Source organism: Klenkia taihuensis, assembly GCF_900112525.1.
Lineage (GTDB): Bacteria > Actinomycetota > Actinomycetes > Mycobacteriales > Geodermatophilaceae > Klenkia > Klenkia taihuensis.
Window position 1 is genome coordinate 208,325 of sequence record NZ_FOMD01000004.1, and the last position, 14,745, is coordinate 223,069.

Here is a 14,745-nt window from a genome sequence, read left to right on the forward strand (position 1 = left end):
CGTCCGGCGCTACCCGGCGCCGGGCCCGCGTCAACCGCCGAGGAGCTGACCGCCCTCGGCGAGCAGCCAGACCGCCCCGGCAACGAGGGCCACCACGAGCAGCAGCAGGACCAGGGTGGGGACGACGACCCAGCGCCGCTTGAACCGGAACCTCGGCCGGGGCTGCTGCGGGGGCGGCACGTGCTTCTCGGCCAGTGCCTTGAGCGCCTCCTTGGCGTCGTGCGCGCGGCGGCGCAGGTCGGCGGCGTCGAACCGCTGCACCGACCCGCCCGCGGCCGGCACCGCCGGCGCCTCGTACTGCGGCGCGGGGGAGGGCGGTGGCGGCGCGGCCGGGGCGGTGAGCGCGGCCTCGAAGGCCGCGCGGGCCTGGTCGGCGGTGGCCCGGCGCTGCGGGTCGCGGGCCAGCAGCGCGGCCAGCACCGGCTGCAGCGCGCCGGCCCGGACCATCGGCGCGGGGTGGTCGCCGACCACGGCGAGCAGGGTGGCCATCGGCTCGCCGCGGTCGAAGGGCGGGCGGCCCTCGACGGCGGTGTAGAGCGTGGCGCCCAGCGACCAGAGGTCGTCGCGCGGCTGCGGCTGCTGGCCGGTGGCCCGCTCGGGCGACATGTAGGACGGCGACCCGAGCACCGTGCCGGTGGCGGTCAGGCTGGAGTCGCCGGTGGTCGTGGCGATGCCGAAGTCGGTGAGGTGGCCGCGGCCGTCCTCGTCGACCAGGACGTTGGCCGGCTTCACGTCGCGGTGGACGATCCCCTCGCGGTGCGCGGCGCAGAGGGCGTCCAGGACGTCGAGGCCGACCCGGGCGACCAGGTCCACCCGCAGCGGGCCGTGCTCCTCGACCAGCTGCAGCAGCGTCCGGGACCGGACGTGCTCCATCACCAGCCAGGGCCGCCCGTCCTCCTCCACCACGTCGTGCACGGTGGTGACGGCCGGGTGGTCCAGGCGGGCGGCCGCGCGGGCCTCCCGGAAGGTGCGCTCGCGCAGCACCTCGCGTTCCTGCGCGGACACCTGGATCCCGAAGGTGACCTCCTTGACCGCGACCTCGCGGTCGAGCACCTGGTCGTGGGCCCGCCAGACCACGCCCATGCCGCCGCGGCCGATCTCCTCGGCGAGGAGGTAGCGGCCGGCCAGGACACGGGGCTGCTGCGGGTCCACGGGTGGCAACGTACGACGTAAGGGGTCGTCGCGCCCGGTCACTCGGGGTCGCTCTGCTCCTCCAGGTCCTGGGCCTGCTCCTCGGTCTCCTGCTCCAGGGCGATGTCGCGCGGCTGGGGCTCGTCGGACTGCGGTGTCGTCATGTCGACACGGTGCACCTGTGCGGCCGCTCCCGCTGTGCGAGGGTGCGGCCCATGCCGCTGTTCTCCTTCGAGGGCCGTTCCCCGCAGGTGCACCCCGACGCCTGGATCGCCCCGACCGCGACCCTGGTCGGCGACGTCGTGGTGGAGGCGCACGCCTCGGTCTGGTACGGCGCGGTGCTGCGGGCGGACTTCGGCCGCATCGTCGTGCGCGAGGGCGCCAACGTGCAGGACGGCTCGGTGCTCCACGGCGGCGAGGACCCGGCCACCGAGGTCGGCCCCGGCGCCACGATCGGCCACCTCTGCGTGGTGCACAGCTGCGTGGTCGGGGCCGAGGCGCTGGTCGGCAACGGCTCGACCGTGCAGGACGGCGCCCGCATCGGCCGGCGCGCGCTGGTCGGCGCCGGCTCGCTGGTGCCGCCGGGGCTCGTCGTCCCGGACGAGGTGCTGGCGCTGGGGTCGCCCGCCAAGGTCCGCGGGCCGCTGACCGAGGGCGCGGCGCAGTGGGTCGACGGCAACCCCGCGATCTACCAGGAGCTGGCCCGCCGGCACGCCGCCGGCGTCGAGCAGGTCAGCTGACCCGGCGGGCCAGCGTCTGCGCCTCCTTCTTCATCACCACCACGGCGAGCTCGTCGACGCCGCCCTCGGCCTTGCGGCCGACGAAGGGCGCATCGACGTGCGAGCGGCCGGTGGTGCTCAGCGTGCCGCCGGCGATGCGGCGGTCACCCTCGAGACGGACGTCGCGGCCGAACACCGACGCGGTCACCAGCACGGTGCCGGTCGCGGTGTCGCCGTCCACGCTCCAGGTGCGTACGTCGGTCAGCTCGACGCGGTCGCCGACGAAGCGCGCGAACACCTCGGGGATGCCCTGCGTGGGGACGGTGTAGCGCGCCGTCGTCCGGCCCGGCTCGGCCACCACGTCGCGGACGTCCGCACCGAGGTCGGCGAGGAACGCGCGGACGAAGGCCTCGTCGGTCAGCGTGGCGACGACGGTCGCGGCAGGGGCGGTCACGGGTGTCTCGTGGCGGAAGGGCACGGGTCCATCGTCACCCGGATCGGCGCGGCCCGTCGGACGGCGCCGGGCCTGGAGCGGCGTTGATCATGCAGAACGGCAACGCCGACACGCTGCCGGGCAGCGCGCCTCCGTTGCGGTTCTGCAAGGTCAACGGCCCGGCGGCGGTGACGTGGGGCGGGTGGGGCTCGAACCCACGACCCAGGGATTATGAGTCCCATGCTCTGACCGGCTGAGCTACCGCCCCGAGCGGACAGCCTGCCATGCGGGTTCACTGCCCTCATGGACGCCGCCGCCCTGCGCGAGATGCAGGCCCCCATCAAGCAGAAGTACAAGGACGACCCGTCGGCCGCGATGGCCCGGTTGCACGCCGAGGGCGACTTCCGGGACGACGGGATCACCGCCACGATCGAGACCTGGTCCGGCCCCCAGCGCGCCGGGTTCCACGAGACCACCGGCGGCGACGGCTCGGACGCCTGCTCCGGCGACATGCTGCTGCAGGCCCTGCTCGGCTGCTCCGGGGTGACGCTGCGCAGCGTGGCCACCGCGATGTCGATCGACATCCGCAGCGCGAAGCTCAGCGCGCGCGGCGACATGGACGCCCGCGGCACGCTCGGCGTCTCCCGCGAGGCCCCGGTCGGCATGACCGGCATCGAGGTGGTCGCCGAGCTCGACACCGACGCCGACGACGAGAAGCTCGCCACGCTGGCGAAGCTGACCGAGCGGTACTGCGTGGTCGCCCAGACCCTCAAGGAGCCGCCGACCTTCACCGTCCGGCGCGCCTGAGCCCCGGCAGCACGACGGCCCCGCACCTGCGCCAGGTACGGGGCCGTCGTCGTGTCCGGGTCCCCGAGACCGGGGTTCCCGGGGTCATCGAGGTGCCCAGGACCCCGCCAACGCCGATCTCGACGACGCATTGCGGGGTTCTGGCCCCCTCGGCAGGTGCCCGACAGCACGACGGCCCTGCACCTGCGTCAAGTGCGGGACCGTCGTCGTGTCCGGGTCCCCGAGACCGGGGTTCCCGGGGTCATCGAGGTGCCCAGGACCGCGCCAACCCCGATCTCGACGACGCATTGCGGGGTTCTGGCCCCCTCGGCAGGAGCCCCGGCAGCACGACGGCCCCGCACCTGTGTCAGGTGCGGGGCCGTCGTCGTGTCCGGGTGGGCTCAGTCCAGGGCGAGCTCGGCGCAGACGACGCAGGCCGGCGTGCGGCGGGGGTCGGGCCACACCGCGGCGCCGTCCATGCGCGCCACCTCGCGACCGCAGAGGGAGAACACGATCTCGGCCGGTCCGGGCTCGATGGCGTGCCAGGGGCCGCTGGAGTCGACGATCGGCGTCCCGCTCACGCCGTTCCACAGCACCTGGAGGGCTGCCTGCCCGCAGGCGAAGGTCTCCTCGCTGATGACCGAGTGCCGGCCGCGGCGCTGTGTCGACGTCACGCAGCGACCATGGCAGCCGCACAGCCGGTCACCAGTGCGACAGTCCGGACTCCGCGTAACGACACAGTCACGATCGGCCATCCCGGCTCAACCAGAACAACCGCACCACCCAGTGGACATCCAGGCGCCGATCGTCCAGCTACATCTGCCGAAGGCGTCCGCGCCTGCCGATGGGGTGTGGGCAGAACCTGCCTGCGGTGGGCCGGTGGCGGGCAACACGCTGGTTGTCCCACCAACCTCATCCGTCACTTCTGGCACAGCTGGACCCGCGATTCGAACCCGCAGTAGCGCTCGGGCGTGGTAGTCGGGCAGACTGTCCCGAGCACCCCGCACCACCCGTTCGAGCGACACGCACCGCCATCCCGAGTCAGGTCCGTTGGGGAAGACGAGACCCGTCTTGATCCGATGGAGGTGCACTGTGCAACGACGGTCTACGCAGGGTGTTGTCTTCGTGCACGCGTGCCCGAAGGCGCTCTGCCAGCACGTCGACTGGGCCCTCGAGCGGGTCATCGGCGCGCCGGTGAGTTTGTCCTGGGCCGAACAGCCCGCGCAGCACGGTGCCTACCGTGCCGAGGTCGCCTGGACCGGAGCCACCGGCACCGGTGCGAAGCTCGTCGCTGCCCTCAAGGCGTGGCCGATGCTGCGCTTCGAGGTGACCGAGGAGCCCAGCCAGGGGTCCGACGGCGAGCGCATGATGTACGTCCCCGGCCACGGCGTCTTCCGTGCGCCGATGTCGGCCAACGGCGACCTGATGGTGTCCGAGCAGCAGCTCCGCCACCTGGCCGCCACGTCCGGCTCCGGGGAGTCCTTCCGGCACGGCCTGGACGCGCTCCTGGGTGCCGCATGGGACGACGACCTCGAGGTCTACCGCCACGCGGGTGACGGCGCCCCGATCAGCTGGCTGCACCAGGTGGTGTAGCGCGTCCTGGACCCGTCGGCCCCCTGACCCCGGACCGGCGCACCGTCCAGGACGCACCGCGGCCCGGCACCCACGGATGGGTGCCGGGCCGCTGTGCTGTGCGAGGGGTTCACCGTTCGGGTTCTACGGCTGCGTCGCAGGGGCCCGGTGTGCGCGCAGCGTGCACCGGGGGGCGACGTGGTCCTTCGTTCAGAGCGGGATGTTGCCGTGGGCGCCGCGGCCCGCGGGTGCGGCGGCCAGGGCGCCGACCAGGCGCTTGCGGGTCTGCGCCGGCTCGACGACCTCGTCGACCACGCCGATCTCCTGGGCCCGCCCGACGCCGCCGGCGATGCGCTCGTGCTCCTCGGCCAGCTGGGCGTGCAGCGCCTCCCGCTCCCCGGGCTGCGCGGCGGCCAGCTTCTTGCGGTGCAGGATGCCGACCGCGGCCTTGGCGCCCATGACGGCGACCTCGGCACCCGGCCAGGCGTAGACCGCGGTGGCCCCCAGCGAGCGGGAGTTCATCGCGATGTAGGCGCCGCCGTAGGACTTGCGGGTCACCAGGGTCACCCGCGGCACCACGGCCTCGGCGAAGGCGTGCAGCAGCTTGGCGCCGCGGCGCACGACGCCGTCCCACTCCTGGCCGACGCCGGGCAGGTAGCCGGGGACGTCGACCAGCACCACCAGCGGGACGCCGAACGCGTCGCACATGCGCACGAAGCGGGCGGCCTTCTCCGCGGACGGGGAGTCCAGGCAGCCGCCCAGCCGCAGCGGGTTGTTGGCGATGACGCCGACGGTGCGGCCGGCCAGCCGGCCCAGTGCGGTGATGACGTTGGGCGCGTACCGGCTCTGCAGCTCCAGCGGCGCCTCGTCCAGCAGCCCGGCGATCATCGGCTTGACGTCGTAGGCGCGCTGCTTGGCCTCGGGCAGCATCGCCGACAGGTCGTGGTCGGCCTCGCCGTCGACGGAGGCGAAGCTGCCCTGCGCAGCCAGCAGGTCCACCGCACGGCGGGCGGTCTCCAGCGCCTCCTGCTCGGAGTCGGTCACCACGTGCACGACGCCGGAGCGCCGGCCGTGGGTGTCCGGGCCGCCGAGGGCCTCCATGTCGACCTGCTCGCCGGTGACCGATCGGACGACGTCCGGGCCGGTCACGAAGACGCGGCCCAGCGGGCCCATGACGACCAGGTCGGTCAGCGCCGGCCCGTAGGCGGCGCCGCCGGCGGCCGGGCCCAGGACGACGGAGATCTGCGGGATGCGGCCCGACGCGCGGATCATCCCGGCGAACACCTCGCCGACCGCGTGCAGCGCGGTGACGCCCTCGGCCAGCCGGGCGCCGCCGGAGTGCCAGATGCCGATCACCGGGACGTGCTCGCGCAGCGCGGTGTCGATGGCGTCGACGATGTGCCGGCAGCCGTCCACGCCCATCGCGCCGCCCATGATGGTGGCGTCGGTGCAGTAGGCGATGGCCGGTGAGCCCTGCACGGTGCCGCGGGCGGCCATGGCGCCCGAGGTGTCGCGGGCGGCCAGCGGCTGCATGGTGCCGGGGTCGAAGAACCGGGCCAGCCGGTCCTCGGGGTCACGCGGGTCGGGCTCGGCCAGGGTGGCGGCGGGGCTCACGGTGGTCACGGGGGTCTCCTCAGGCGGTGGTGAAGACCAGGGCCATGTTGTGGCCGCCGAACCCGAACGAGTCGTTCAGGGCGGCTGTGAACGTGGCCTTGCGCGGGGCGCCGCGCACGATGTCGAGCTTCTGGACGGCGGCGGAGTCGTCGAGCTGCTCGATGTTCTGGGTGCCGGGGATGACCTGGTCGCGCAGGGCGAGCAGGCAGAACACCGACTCCAGCGCACCGGCGGCCCCCAGCAGGTGGCCGCTCTGGCTCTTGGTGGCGGTGACCGCGGCGTGGTCGCCGATCGCCTCGAGGATCGCCGCGGCCTCGGCGATGTCGCCGACCGGGGTGGAGGTGGCGTGCGCGTTGACGTGGCCGACGTCGGAGGGGGACAGCCCGGCGTCGCGCAGCGCGGCGCCGATGGCCCGCTGGGCACCCTCGCCCTCGGGGTGCGGCGCGACCAGGTCGTAGCCGTCGGAGGTGCCGCCGGCACCGGCGAGCTTGCCGTAGACCTTGGCCCCGCGGGCCCGGGCGGCGTCGGCGCGCTCGAGCACGAGGGCGGCGGCGCCCTCGGCGAGGACGAAGCCGTCGCGGCCGGCGTCGAAGGGCCGGGAGGCGTGCTCGGGGTCGTCGTTGCGGGTGCTCATCGCCCGCATGGAGGCGAAGCCGGCCATCGGCAGCGGGTGCACGCAGGCCTCGGCGCCGCCGACGAGGACGACGTCGGCACGGTCCAGCCGCAGCATGTCCAGGCCCCAGCGGATGGCCTCGGCGCCGGAGGCGCAGGCGCTGACCGGGGCGTGCACGCCGCCGCGGGCGCCGATCGCCAGGCCCACCGCGGCGGCCGGGCCGTTGGGCATGAGCATGGGGATGGTGAAGGGGGACACGCGCTTGGGGCCCTTGGCCTCGAGGACGTCGTCCTGGTCGAGCAGGGTCATGGCGCCGCCGATGCCGGTGCCCATGACCACCGCGACGCGCAGCGAGTCGTAGCCGGCGTCCCCGGCGCCGGAGTCGGCCCAGGCCTCCTCGGCGGCGACGACGGCGACCTGCTGGCTGCGGTCGAGCCGGCGGGAGCGGACCCGGTCGATCTTCTCCGAGGGGTCCTGCGCCAGCCGGGCGACCAGCTGGGCGGGGAAGGGCTCGATCCACTCGTCGGTGATCCGGGTGACCCCGGACTTCCCGGCCAGCAGTGCGTCCCAGGTGGAGGCGACGTCGCCCCCGAGCGGCGTGGTCGCGCCGAGCCCGGTCACCACGACGTCGGTGTTGTTGAAGTTCACGGTTGCTCCTCCTGGAACGAAGTGGGTGGAACGGCCCCGTCGCAGGACGTCGTGCCCTGCGACGGGGGCCAGTGCTACTGGTTCTTCTCGATGAAGGAGATGGCGTCGCCGACGGTCTTGATGCCGCCGAGCTCGTCGTCGGGGATCGCGACGCCGAACTTGTCCTCGACGGCGGTCGCGATCTCGACCATCGACAGCGAGTCGACGTCGAGGTCCTCGGTGAAGGACTTCTCCGGGGTGGCGTCGGCGGGGGCGACCCCGGCCACCTCCTCCAGGATCTCGGCGAGGCCGGACTGGATCTCGGCGGTGCTGGCCACGAGGGCCTCCTCTTCTTCGTGCTGGTCAGGGGGTCGTGCAGACCGGACGGCGGTGCCGCCCGGGGATCAGGGGAGCCGGACGACCTGTCCGGCGAAGGTGAGCCCGGCGCCGTAGCCGAGCAGCAGGGCGAGGTCGCCGCTCTTGGCCTCGCCGGACTCCAGCAGCGCGGAGAGGGCGAGCGGGACCGACGCGGACGAGGTGTTGCCGGCCTGGGCGACGTCGCGGGCGATGACGGTCGACTCGGCCAGGCCCAGCCGCTTGGCCATCAGCTCGATGATCCGCAGGTTGGCCTGGTGCGGGGCGAACACGTCGATGTCGGCGGCGGTCACCCCGGCGCGGTCCATGGCCTGCTGCAGGGTCTCGGTGAGCTTGGTGGTGGCCCAGCGGTAGACGGCCTGGCCGGCCATCGTGAGGTTGCCGGCGTCGGGCTGGCCGGGGGCGGGGATGGCGATGGCGTCCCGCTGGTCGCCGTCGGACCCCCAGACGACGGGGCCGACGCCGGGCTCGTCGCTGGCGCCGAGCACCATCGCCCCGGCGCCGTCGGCGAAGATCACCGCGGTCGAGCGGTCGGTCATGTCGACGACGTCGGTCAGCTTCTCGACCCCGATGACCAGGGCGTGGCGGGCCGAGCCGGCGCGGATGGCGTCGGAGGCCGCGGACAGCGCGTAGCAGAAGCCGGCGCAGCCGGCGTTGACGTCGTACCCGCCGGGGCGGGGGATGCCGAGGCGGTGCGCGACCTCGGGGCCGGCGCCGGGGATCTGCGTGGGCAGGCTGCAGCTGGCCACGACGACCAGGTCGACGTCCTCGGGGGACAGCCCGCTGGCCGCCAGCGCCTTGCCGCCGGCGGCGACCGACATCTCCACGACGGTCTCGTCGTCGTCGGCCCAGCGGCGCTCGCGGATGCCGACGCGGGTGCGGATCCACTCGTCGTTGGTGTCCATCGTCTGCGACAGCTCGTCGTTGGTGACCCGGCGGCGGGGCCGGTACTCACCGATGCCCAGGATCCGGGCGCCGGGCGAACCGGCCGGCAACTGGATGGTGCTCATGCGGACTCCTCCGGGTAGAGACGGGCCAGCGGGTCACCGGCGTCGACGAGGTCGCCCTCGGCCACCAGCCACTCGGCGAGGACGCCGGCGTACCCGGCGGCCACCTCGACGGTCTCGCGGCGCCCGGCGATGCTGGCCAGCGGTGTGCCGGCGGCCAGCCGGGTGCCCTCGGCGATCGGGTGCGGGGAGATCGAGCCGCGGGCGGGGGAGACCACCATCCGCCAGTCCGGGGCCTGCTCGGCCTCGGGGCGGCCGCGCTCGGCGGCGATGAGCTCGCGGGCCCGGTCGAGGTCGGCGGGGCCGGAGATGGCCAGCACCTCGACGTCGTGGCGGCCCTTCCAGTCGCGCTTGGCCAGACCCGCCAGCGCGCCGGCCGGGGGCAGCTCGATGACCGCGGTGACGCCGAGCCCGCGCAGGGTGTCCAGGCAGGCGTCGAACCGGACCGGGCTGGTGACCTGGCTGACCAGCCGGTCGAGCACGCCGGCGCCGGTCTCGACGGCCGAGCCGTCCTTGTTCGACACCAGCAGCCGGGAGGGCTGGGCGGGCCGGAGGCCGCCGACGAGGCCTTCGAGCTCCTCGCGGGCCGAGGCCATGTAGTCGGTGTGGAAGGCGCCGGCGACCGACAGCGGCATGACCCGGGCCTTGGCCGGCGGGTCGGCCTTGAGCGCCGCCAGCCCGTCCAGCGACCCCGCGGCCACGACCTGGCCGGCGCCGTTGACGTTGGCCGGGGTCAGCCCGTGCCCCTCGATGGCGGCCAGCACCTCGGCCGGGTCGCCGCCCAGGACGGCGGACATGCCGGTCGGGGTCTGCGCGCAGGCCCGTGCCATCGCCCGGCCGCGGACCGCGGTGAGCGCGATGGCGGCCTCGACCGACAGCACCCCGGCCAGCGCAGCGGCGGTGAGCTCGCCGACGCTGTGCCCGGCGATGACGACGTCGCGGCCCGTCTGCGGGGTGTGCGCGACCGGGCCGGGCAGACCGCCCAGCTCGCGGGCCACGAACAGCGACATCGCGACGACCAGCGGCTGGGTGACCGCGGTGTCCTTGATGGCCTCGGCGTCGCCGGTGGTGCCCAGCGTGAGCAGGTCGGCGTCGGCGATCGCGCCGGCCCAGCGGAAGAAGGACTCGGCCCCGGGGAGGTCGAGCCAGTCGGTGAGCATCCCGGGTTTCTGGGCCCCCTGGCCGGGGGCGAGGACGGCGAGCACGTGACCACCGTGCCAGTCCGGGTCCGCCGGCGGGCCGTCGTCGGCCACGAAGAACACGGGTGCAGTTCTGGAGGGTTCCCACAAATACGCGACCGATGGTGCGATCGGCCACAGCTCACGACCAGAGCGAGCGACCGCCGTCCAGGGCCGAGAGCGCCAGCGCCACCTGCAGGGTCCAGGAGCCCCGGGGGTCGGTGGCCGACAGCCCGGTGAGCTCGGTGGCCCGCTTGAGCCGGTAGCGCACCGTGTTGGGGTGGACGAACAAGGCGCGGGCGCTGGCCTCGAGGTTGCCGCCGCTGCCCAGGACGGCCCGCACGGTGTCCAGCACGCCGCCGCCGGCGGCCTCCAGCGGCGCGGCCACCCGCTGCGCCAGCGCGGTGCGGGCCAGCGGGTCGCCGTCCAGGGCGCGCTCGGCGAGCAGGGCGTCGGCGTCCACCGGGCGCGGTGCGCCGGGCCAGGCGACGGCGGCCCGCAGGCCGGCCAGCGCGGCCGCCGCGGAGTCGCCGGCCTGGGCGAGGGAGTCCACCGCCGGGCCGCGGACGACGGGCCCGGGCCCGAACTCCGCGCTCACCTTCTCGGCCACCGGCCCCAGGTCGGGCAGCCCGCCCAGGACGACGACCAGCTGGTGGGCGTGCACCCCGACCAGCACGTCGGCGCGCAGCGAGCGGGCGGCGCGGCGGACGGCGGAGTGGTGGTCGTCGACGTCGGGGGCGGTGTGCCCGACGAGCACCAGCACCGGGGCGGTGGCGGCCCAGCCGAGCGCGGCGGCGCGGCCGGGCAGCTCCTCGGGGCGCTCGCCGCGGACCAGCGCGTCGACCACGAGGGCCTCGAGCCGGGCGTCCCAGGCGCCGCGGTTCTCGGCGTAGCTGGCGTAGACGTGCGCGGTGGCGAAGGCGACCTCGCGGCTGTACTTGAGCACCGCCAGCCGCAGCGCCTGCGCCTCGCCGGGCTCGACGACCTGGCCGAGGCGCTCCTCGACGACCTCGACGGTCACCTTGATCAGGTCGACGGTCTGCTTGAGCGGGACGGCGCGGACCAGCTCGCGCGGCGCGGCGCCGAACACCTCGCCGGTCAGCCGCGGCGGCCGGCCGGGGTGGCGGCACCACTCCACGAGCGAGGCGATGCCGGCCTGCGCGACGAGGGTGACCCAGGAGCGCTGGTCGGCCGGCATCGAGCGGAACCAGGGCAGCGAGTCGTCCATCCGGGCGACCGCCTGGGTGGCCAGCGAGCCCGACGCGCGCTCCAGCCGGCGCAACGTCGCCTCTGACGGGCCTGCCGCACTCACCCGTGCAGCCTGTCATGCGGCAGGCTGGGCCGGTGACGACGGCGCAGCGGACCCACCCGATCGGGGCGCGGGTGGCCGCCGTGGCCGGGTGCGCGCTGGTCGTCGTCCTGCTGGGGGTCGGCGTCGGCGTCGGCTGGGGCCCGCAGCTGCGGCTGGACGCCGAGGTCAGCCGCGCGGCCTACGCCGGGGACGGCCGCTCGCCGCTGGTGCAGGGCCTGCTCGACGTGGCCACCGCGCCGGGCTACTCGTGGGCCCGCTTCCTGGTGTTCCTGCCGGTGGTCGTCTGGCTGCTGCGCGCCCACCGGTGGTTGCCCGCAGCCTGGGTCACGGTCTCGGTGGTGGGCGTGGGGGTGCTGAACGAGGCGCTCAAGGAGCTGGTCGGCCGGCCGCGCCCGCAGTTCGCCGACGGCGGCGCCCAGCTGAGCTCGCTGTCCTTCCCCAGCGGGCACGCCTCCGGGGTCGCCTGCCTGGTGACGACGGCGCTGGTGCTGGCCTGGCCGGCCCTGTCGCGGGGGGCCCGGCGCTGGTGGACGGCGGCCGCGGTCGCGCTGGCGCTGCTGGTCGGGCAGTCCCGGTTGTGGCTCGGGGTGCACTACCTGTCCGACGTCGTCGGCGGGTGGGCCTTCGGCGTCGGCTGGACGCTGCTGGTCGTCACGGTCGCTCAGGGGGTGCGGTGGACGAGGGCCTGACCTCCCGGCACCTGGTGGAGCCCACCGACGGCTCGGCCGGGCCGCTGCTGCGCATCGCCGAGGACCGGCTCATGCCCGGCGCCGGCTACGGCGCGCACCACCACGCCGACGTCGACGTGGTCGCGGTGGTGCTGTCCGGGTCGCTGGCGCACGGCTGGGGCGGGCGGGCGACGCTGCGTGCCGGGGACGTCGGGATCCTGCGCGCGGGCACCGGGCTGGTGCACGACGAGGTGGCCGGTGCCGACGGCGCGCACGTGCTGCAGACCTACCTGCGCACCGCCGCGGCCGGCCAGGAGCCCGGGCACCGGCTGGTGCGCTGGTCGGCGGTGGCCGACCGCGGCTGGGTCGACCTGGGCCGCCCCGACGCCCGGCTGTGGGTGGCGCGGGTGCAGGCCGAGGACACCGTCGCGGTCCCCGCGGGGCTGCGGGTGGTCGCCACCCGCGACGAGGTGTGGGCGGCACCGGCCGCGACGACCGGGGAGGGCCGGGTGAGCGGCCCGGCGATGGTCTGCGTGTGGCAGCTGGACCGGGCGCGCCCGCTGTGGGCGGTCGACTAGCGCGCGAGCTCCCGGTAGCGGGGCAGCCGCGCGCCGAACGCGGCGTCCCAGTCGTGCGGCTCCCCGGCCAGCGACGCGGCGAGGCCGTCGAGGTGGGCGTGCCAGCCGGCGCCGTAGCCGGGTGCCTGGTCGGCGCGCAGCAGCCGGTGCACCAGGGTGAGCTCGGTGCCGCCGTCGACGGCGGCCAGGTCGTACCGGACCACCGACTGCTCCTCGCCCGGGTAGTGCCACTCGTGCTCCAGCGTGCGCGGCGGGTCCCAGGTCAGCACGGTGCCGGTGGTGACGTCGTCGCCGTCGAACTCGATGCGGACGGCGCCGCCCACCCGCGGCTCGACGGTCGCCGGGGCGAGCCAGGACGACGGGTCGGCGAGCGCAGCCCAGACCCGCTCGGGCGGGGCGGGCAGGAACCGGACGAAGGTGATGGTGCGGCGGTCGTCGGCGACGGCGGAGTAGCTGCCGGTCATGTCGGGTCCTCCTCGACGAGGTGGTCGGCCAGCCGGTCGAGGGCCGCCGTCCAGCGGGTGCGGTACCGGTCGACCCAGGCGTCGACCTCGGTGAGCGGGGCGGGGGCGAGCCGGTAGACCCGGCGCTGGCCGTCGACCCGGACCCGCACGAGGCCGGCCTCGCGCAGCACGCGCAGGTGGCGGGAGACCGCGGGTTGGGTCAGGGCGGGGGCGGCCTGCGCGAGGTCGCCGGCGGTGCGGTCGCCGTCGGCCAGCAGGTCGAGCACGGCCCGGCGGGTCGGGTCGGCCAGCACGGCGAAGACGTCCACGGGCAGACCGTATTGCTCCGCCGTCATATGACGCAAGGGTGATGCATCGGGGACGGTCGTGAGCCTTGCTGAAGACTGTCGGCATGACCGACGACGCCACGCTGCTCGCTGCCGCCCGTGCCGACGCCGCCTGGGTGGTAGACCTGCGCCGCCGACTGCACCGCCGCCCCGAGGTCGGGCTGCACCTGCCGCAGACCCAGGCGATCGTGCTCGAGGCGCTCGCCGACCTGCCGGTGGAGGTCACCACGGGGACGTCGACGTCCTCGGTGGTGGGCGTGCTGCGCGGCGCGCGGTCGGGACCGACCTACCTGCTGCGCGGCGACATGGACGCGCTGCCGCTGCAGGAGGACACCGGGCTGGACTTCGCCTCCGAGATCCCCGGCGCGATGCACGCCTGCGGGCACGACACGCACGTGGCGATGCTGCTGGGCGCTGCCCGGCTGCTGGCCGAGCGCCGCGAGGAGATCGCCGGGCAGGTCGTGCTGATGGTGCAGCCGGGGGAGGAGGGCCACCACGGCGCCCGGTACATGCTCGACGAGGGTCTGCTGGACGCCGTCCCCGGGGCGCCGGTGAGCGGGGCGTTCGCGATCCACATCAGCACCGCGTTCCCGACCGGGACGGTCAACGTGCGGCCCGGCCCGCTGATGGCCGCCGCCGACCACTTCCGGATCACCCTGCAGGGAGCGGGCGGGCACGCCTCGACCCCGCACGTCACCGCCGACCCGGTCCCGGTGGCCGCGGAGATCGTGCTGGCGCTGCAGGCGATGGTCACCCGCCGGGTCGACGTCTTCGACCCCGCCGTGGTCACCGTCGGGCACATCGCCGCGGGGACGACGAACAACATCATCCCGGCGACCGCCTTCCTCGAGGGCACCATCCGGACGCTGTCGGCGCAGCGCCGCGCCGACGTGGTGGCCCGGGTGCAGCGGGTGGCCGAGAAGGTCGCCGAGGCCCACGACCTCACCGCCGTCTTCGAGCGGGTCGAGGGCTACCCGGTGACCGTGAACGACGCCGTCGTCGCCGGTCAGGTCGAGGCCCGCGCCGCCGCGCTGCTGGGCACCGAGGCGGCCGTGCCCATGCCCGACCCGCTGATGGGTGCCGAGGACTTCTCCTACGTGCTGGAGCGGGTGCCCGGCGCGATGGCGTTCCTGGGTGCCTGCCCGCCGGACCTCGAGCCGGGCAGCTCGCCGGGCAACCACTCGAACCTGGTGGTCTTCGACGAGGACGCGCTCCCCGCCGGCACGGCCCTGTACGCCCGCATGGCCCTCGCCGCCCTCTCCGGGTAGCCCCGGGCCGCAGCGTTGATCAGGGAGGTTGATCGAAGTCCGTCCCCCTGCGCCGGATCTGGTGCAGGAGGACG

General features: G+C 75.2%; 17 protein-coding genes and 1 tRNA gene. 6 read left to right on the plus strand and 12 right to left on the minus strand.

What is annotated here, in order from left to right; translation table 11 throughout:
* Positions 1–30 precede the first annotated feature (30 nt).
* Entirely contained in the window at positions 31–1,152 is a 1,122-nt protein-coding gene (locus BM158_RS16915; protein WP_229827823.1) for a serine/threonine-protein kinase, read from the minus strand.
* A 194-nt stretch (positions 1,153–1,346) separates the two neighbouring features.
* Between BM158_RS16915 and BM158_RS16920 the strand changes: the two genes are divergently transcribed.
* On the plus strand, positions 1,347–1,871 hold the full coding sequence (locus BM158_RS16920) for a gamma carbonic anhydrase family protein (RefSeq protein ID WP_091562055.1): 525 nt from the start codon (positions 1,347–1,349) through the stop codon (positions 1,869–1,871).
* Here BM158_RS16920 and BM158_RS16925 read toward each other — a convergent pair.
* Together BM158_RS16925 and BM158_RS16930 are read right to left on the minus strand one after the other, a co-directional pair.
* Positions 1,864–2,304, minus strand: a complete 441-nt coding sequence (locus tag BM158_RS16925; RefSeq protein WP_165628991.1) for a DUF2505 domain-containing protein — start codon at positions 2,302–2,304, stop codon at positions 1,864–1,866. The genes BM158_RS16920 and BM158_RS16925 overlap by 8 nt on opposite strands.
* A gap of 173 nt (positions 2,305–2,477) precedes the next feature.
* Positions 2,478–2,551 (minus strand) — tRNA-Ile (locus BM158_RS16930).
* Positions 2,552–2,586: 35 nt separating this feature from the next.
* Between BM158_RS16930 and BM158_RS16935 the strand changes: the two genes are divergently transcribed.
* On the plus strand, positions 2,587–3,090 hold the full coding sequence (locus BM158_RS16935; protein WP_091562061.1) for an OsmC family protein: 504 nt from the start codon (positions 2,587–2,589) through the stop codon (positions 3,088–3,090).
* A 380-nt stretch (positions 3,091–3,470) separates the two neighbouring features.
* On the opposite strand, the gene BM158_RS16940 is transcribed toward BM158_RS16935, so the two are convergent.
* On the minus strand, positions 3,471–3,743 hold the full coding sequence (locus BM158_RS16940) for a hypothetical protein (protein WP_091562064.1): 273 nt from the start codon (positions 3,741–3,743) through the stop codon (positions 3,471–3,473).
* Between the two features lie 451 nt (positions 3,744–4,194).
* Here BM158_RS16940 and BM158_RS16945 point away from each other — a divergent pair, with 451 nt between their 5' ends.
* Positions 4,195–4,662, plus strand: a complete 468-nt coding sequence (locus BM158_RS16945) for a DUF3145 domain-containing protein (RefSeq protein ID WP_229827822.1) — start codon at positions 4,195–4,197, stop codon at positions 4,660–4,662.
* Between the two features lie 189 nt (positions 4,663–4,851).
* Here BM158_RS16945 and BM158_RS16950 read toward each other — a convergent pair whose 3' ends face one another.
* From BM158_RS16950 to BM158_RS16975, 6 genes are all read right to left on the minus strand, one after another.
* Positions 4,852–6,264 (minus strand): acyl-CoA carboxylase subunit beta, encoded by a 1,413-nt coding sequence (locus tag BM158_RS16950; protein WP_229827821.1) that lies wholly within the window; start codon positions 6,262–6,264, stop codon positions 4,852–4,854.
* A gap of 10 nt (positions 6,265–6,274) precedes the next feature.
* Positions 6,275–7,516, minus strand: coding sequence for a beta-ketoacyl-[acyl-carrier-protein] synthase family protein (locus tag BM158_RS16955; RefSeq protein WP_091562070.1), 1,242 nt, complete (start codon positions 7,514–7,516; stop codon positions 6,275–6,277).
* 74 nt (positions 7,517–7,590) lie between these two features.
* The gene (locus BM158_RS16960) at positions 7,591–7,833 is read right to left on the minus strand and encodes an acyl carrier protein (protein ID WP_091063849.1); all 243 of its coding nucleotides are present in this window, start codon (positions 7,831–7,833) and stop codon (positions 7,591–7,593) included.
* A gap of 66 nt (positions 7,834–7,899) precedes the next feature.
* Positions 7,900–8,880: a beta-ketoacyl-ACP synthase III gene (locus BM158_RS16965; protein WP_091562075.1), complete on the minus strand. Its 981-nt coding sequence runs from the start codon at positions 8,878–8,880 to the stop codon at positions 7,900–7,902.
* Entirely contained in the window at positions 8,877–10,139 is a 1,263-nt protein-coding gene (locus tag BM158_RS16970) for an acyltransferase domain-containing protein (RefSeq protein ID WP_229827820.1), read from the minus strand. The genes BM158_RS16965 and BM158_RS16970 overlap by 4 nt, the downstream gene beginning before the upstream one ends.
* Positions 10,140–10,197: 58 nt before the next feature.
* Positions 10,198–11,367, minus strand: coding sequence for a PucR family transcriptional regulator (locus tag BM158_RS16975; protein WP_091562081.1), 1,170 nt, complete (start codon positions 11,365–11,367; stop codon positions 10,198–10,200).
* Between the two features lie 32 nt (positions 11,368–11,399).
* Here BM158_RS16975 and BM158_RS16980 point away from each other — a divergent pair, with 32 nt between their 5' ends.
* Positions 11,400–12,056, plus strand: a complete 657-nt coding sequence (locus BM158_RS16980) for a phosphatase PAP2 family protein (RefSeq protein WP_229827819.1) — start codon at positions 11,400–11,402, stop codon at positions 12,054–12,056.
* Positions 12,041–12,613 carry a pirin family protein gene (locus BM158_RS16985; protein ID WP_229827818.1) on the plus strand — a complete coding sequence of 191 codons (573 nt, stop codon included), beginning with the start codon at positions 12,041–12,043 and terminating at the stop codon, positions 12,611–12,613. The genes BM158_RS16980 and BM158_RS16985 overlap by 16 nt, the downstream gene beginning before the upstream one ends.
* Here the strand turns inward: BM158_RS16985 and BM158_RS16990 are convergent.
* Positions 12,610–13,077, minus strand: a complete 468-nt coding sequence (locus BM158_RS16990) for an SRPBCC family protein (protein WP_091562085.1) — start codon at positions 13,075–13,077, stop codon at positions 12,610–12,612. The two genes, BM158_RS16985 and BM158_RS16990, sit on opposite strands and share 4 nt — an antisense overlap.
* Positions 13,074–13,385: an ArsR/SmtB family transcription factor gene (locus tag BM158_RS16995; protein ID WP_091562088.1), complete on the minus strand. Its 312-nt coding sequence runs from the start codon at positions 13,383–13,385 to the stop codon at positions 13,074–13,076. Before BM158_RS16995 ends, BM158_RS16990 begins: the two co-directional genes overlap by 4 nt.
* Before the next feature lie 83 nt (positions 13,386–13,468).
* Between BM158_RS16995 and BM158_RS17000 the strand changes: the two genes are divergently transcribed.
* Positions 13,469–14,671, plus strand: coding sequence for a M20 metallopeptidase family protein (locus BM158_RS17000; protein WP_091562091.1), 1,203 nt, complete (start codon positions 13,469–13,471; stop codon positions 14,669–14,671).
* Positions 14,672–14,745 lie beyond the last annotated feature (74 nt).

Excerpts from the sequence above, each read along its gene's own strand:
- BM158_RS17000 (WP_091562091.1), top strand. The coding sequence starts at position 13,469 with ATGACCGACGACGCCACGCTGCTCGCTGCCGCCCGTGCCGACGCCGCC.
- BM158_RS16965 (WP_091562075.1), bottom strand. The coding sequence starts at position 8,880 with ATGAGCACCATCCAGTTGCCGGCCGGTTCGCCCGGCGCCCGGATCCTG.
- BM158_RS16920 (WP_091562055.1), top strand. The coding sequence starts at position 1,347 with ATGCCGCTGTTCTCCTTCGAGGGCCGTTCCCCGCAGGTGCACCCCGAC.
- BM158_RS16990 (WP_091562085.1), bottom strand. The coding sequence starts at position 13,077 with ATGACCGGCAGCTACTCCGCCGTCGCCGACGACCGCCGCACCATCACC.
- BM158_RS16935 (WP_091562061.1), top strand. The coding sequence starts at position 2,587 with ATGGACGCCGCCGCCCTGCGCGAGATGCAGGCCCCCATCAAGCAGAAG.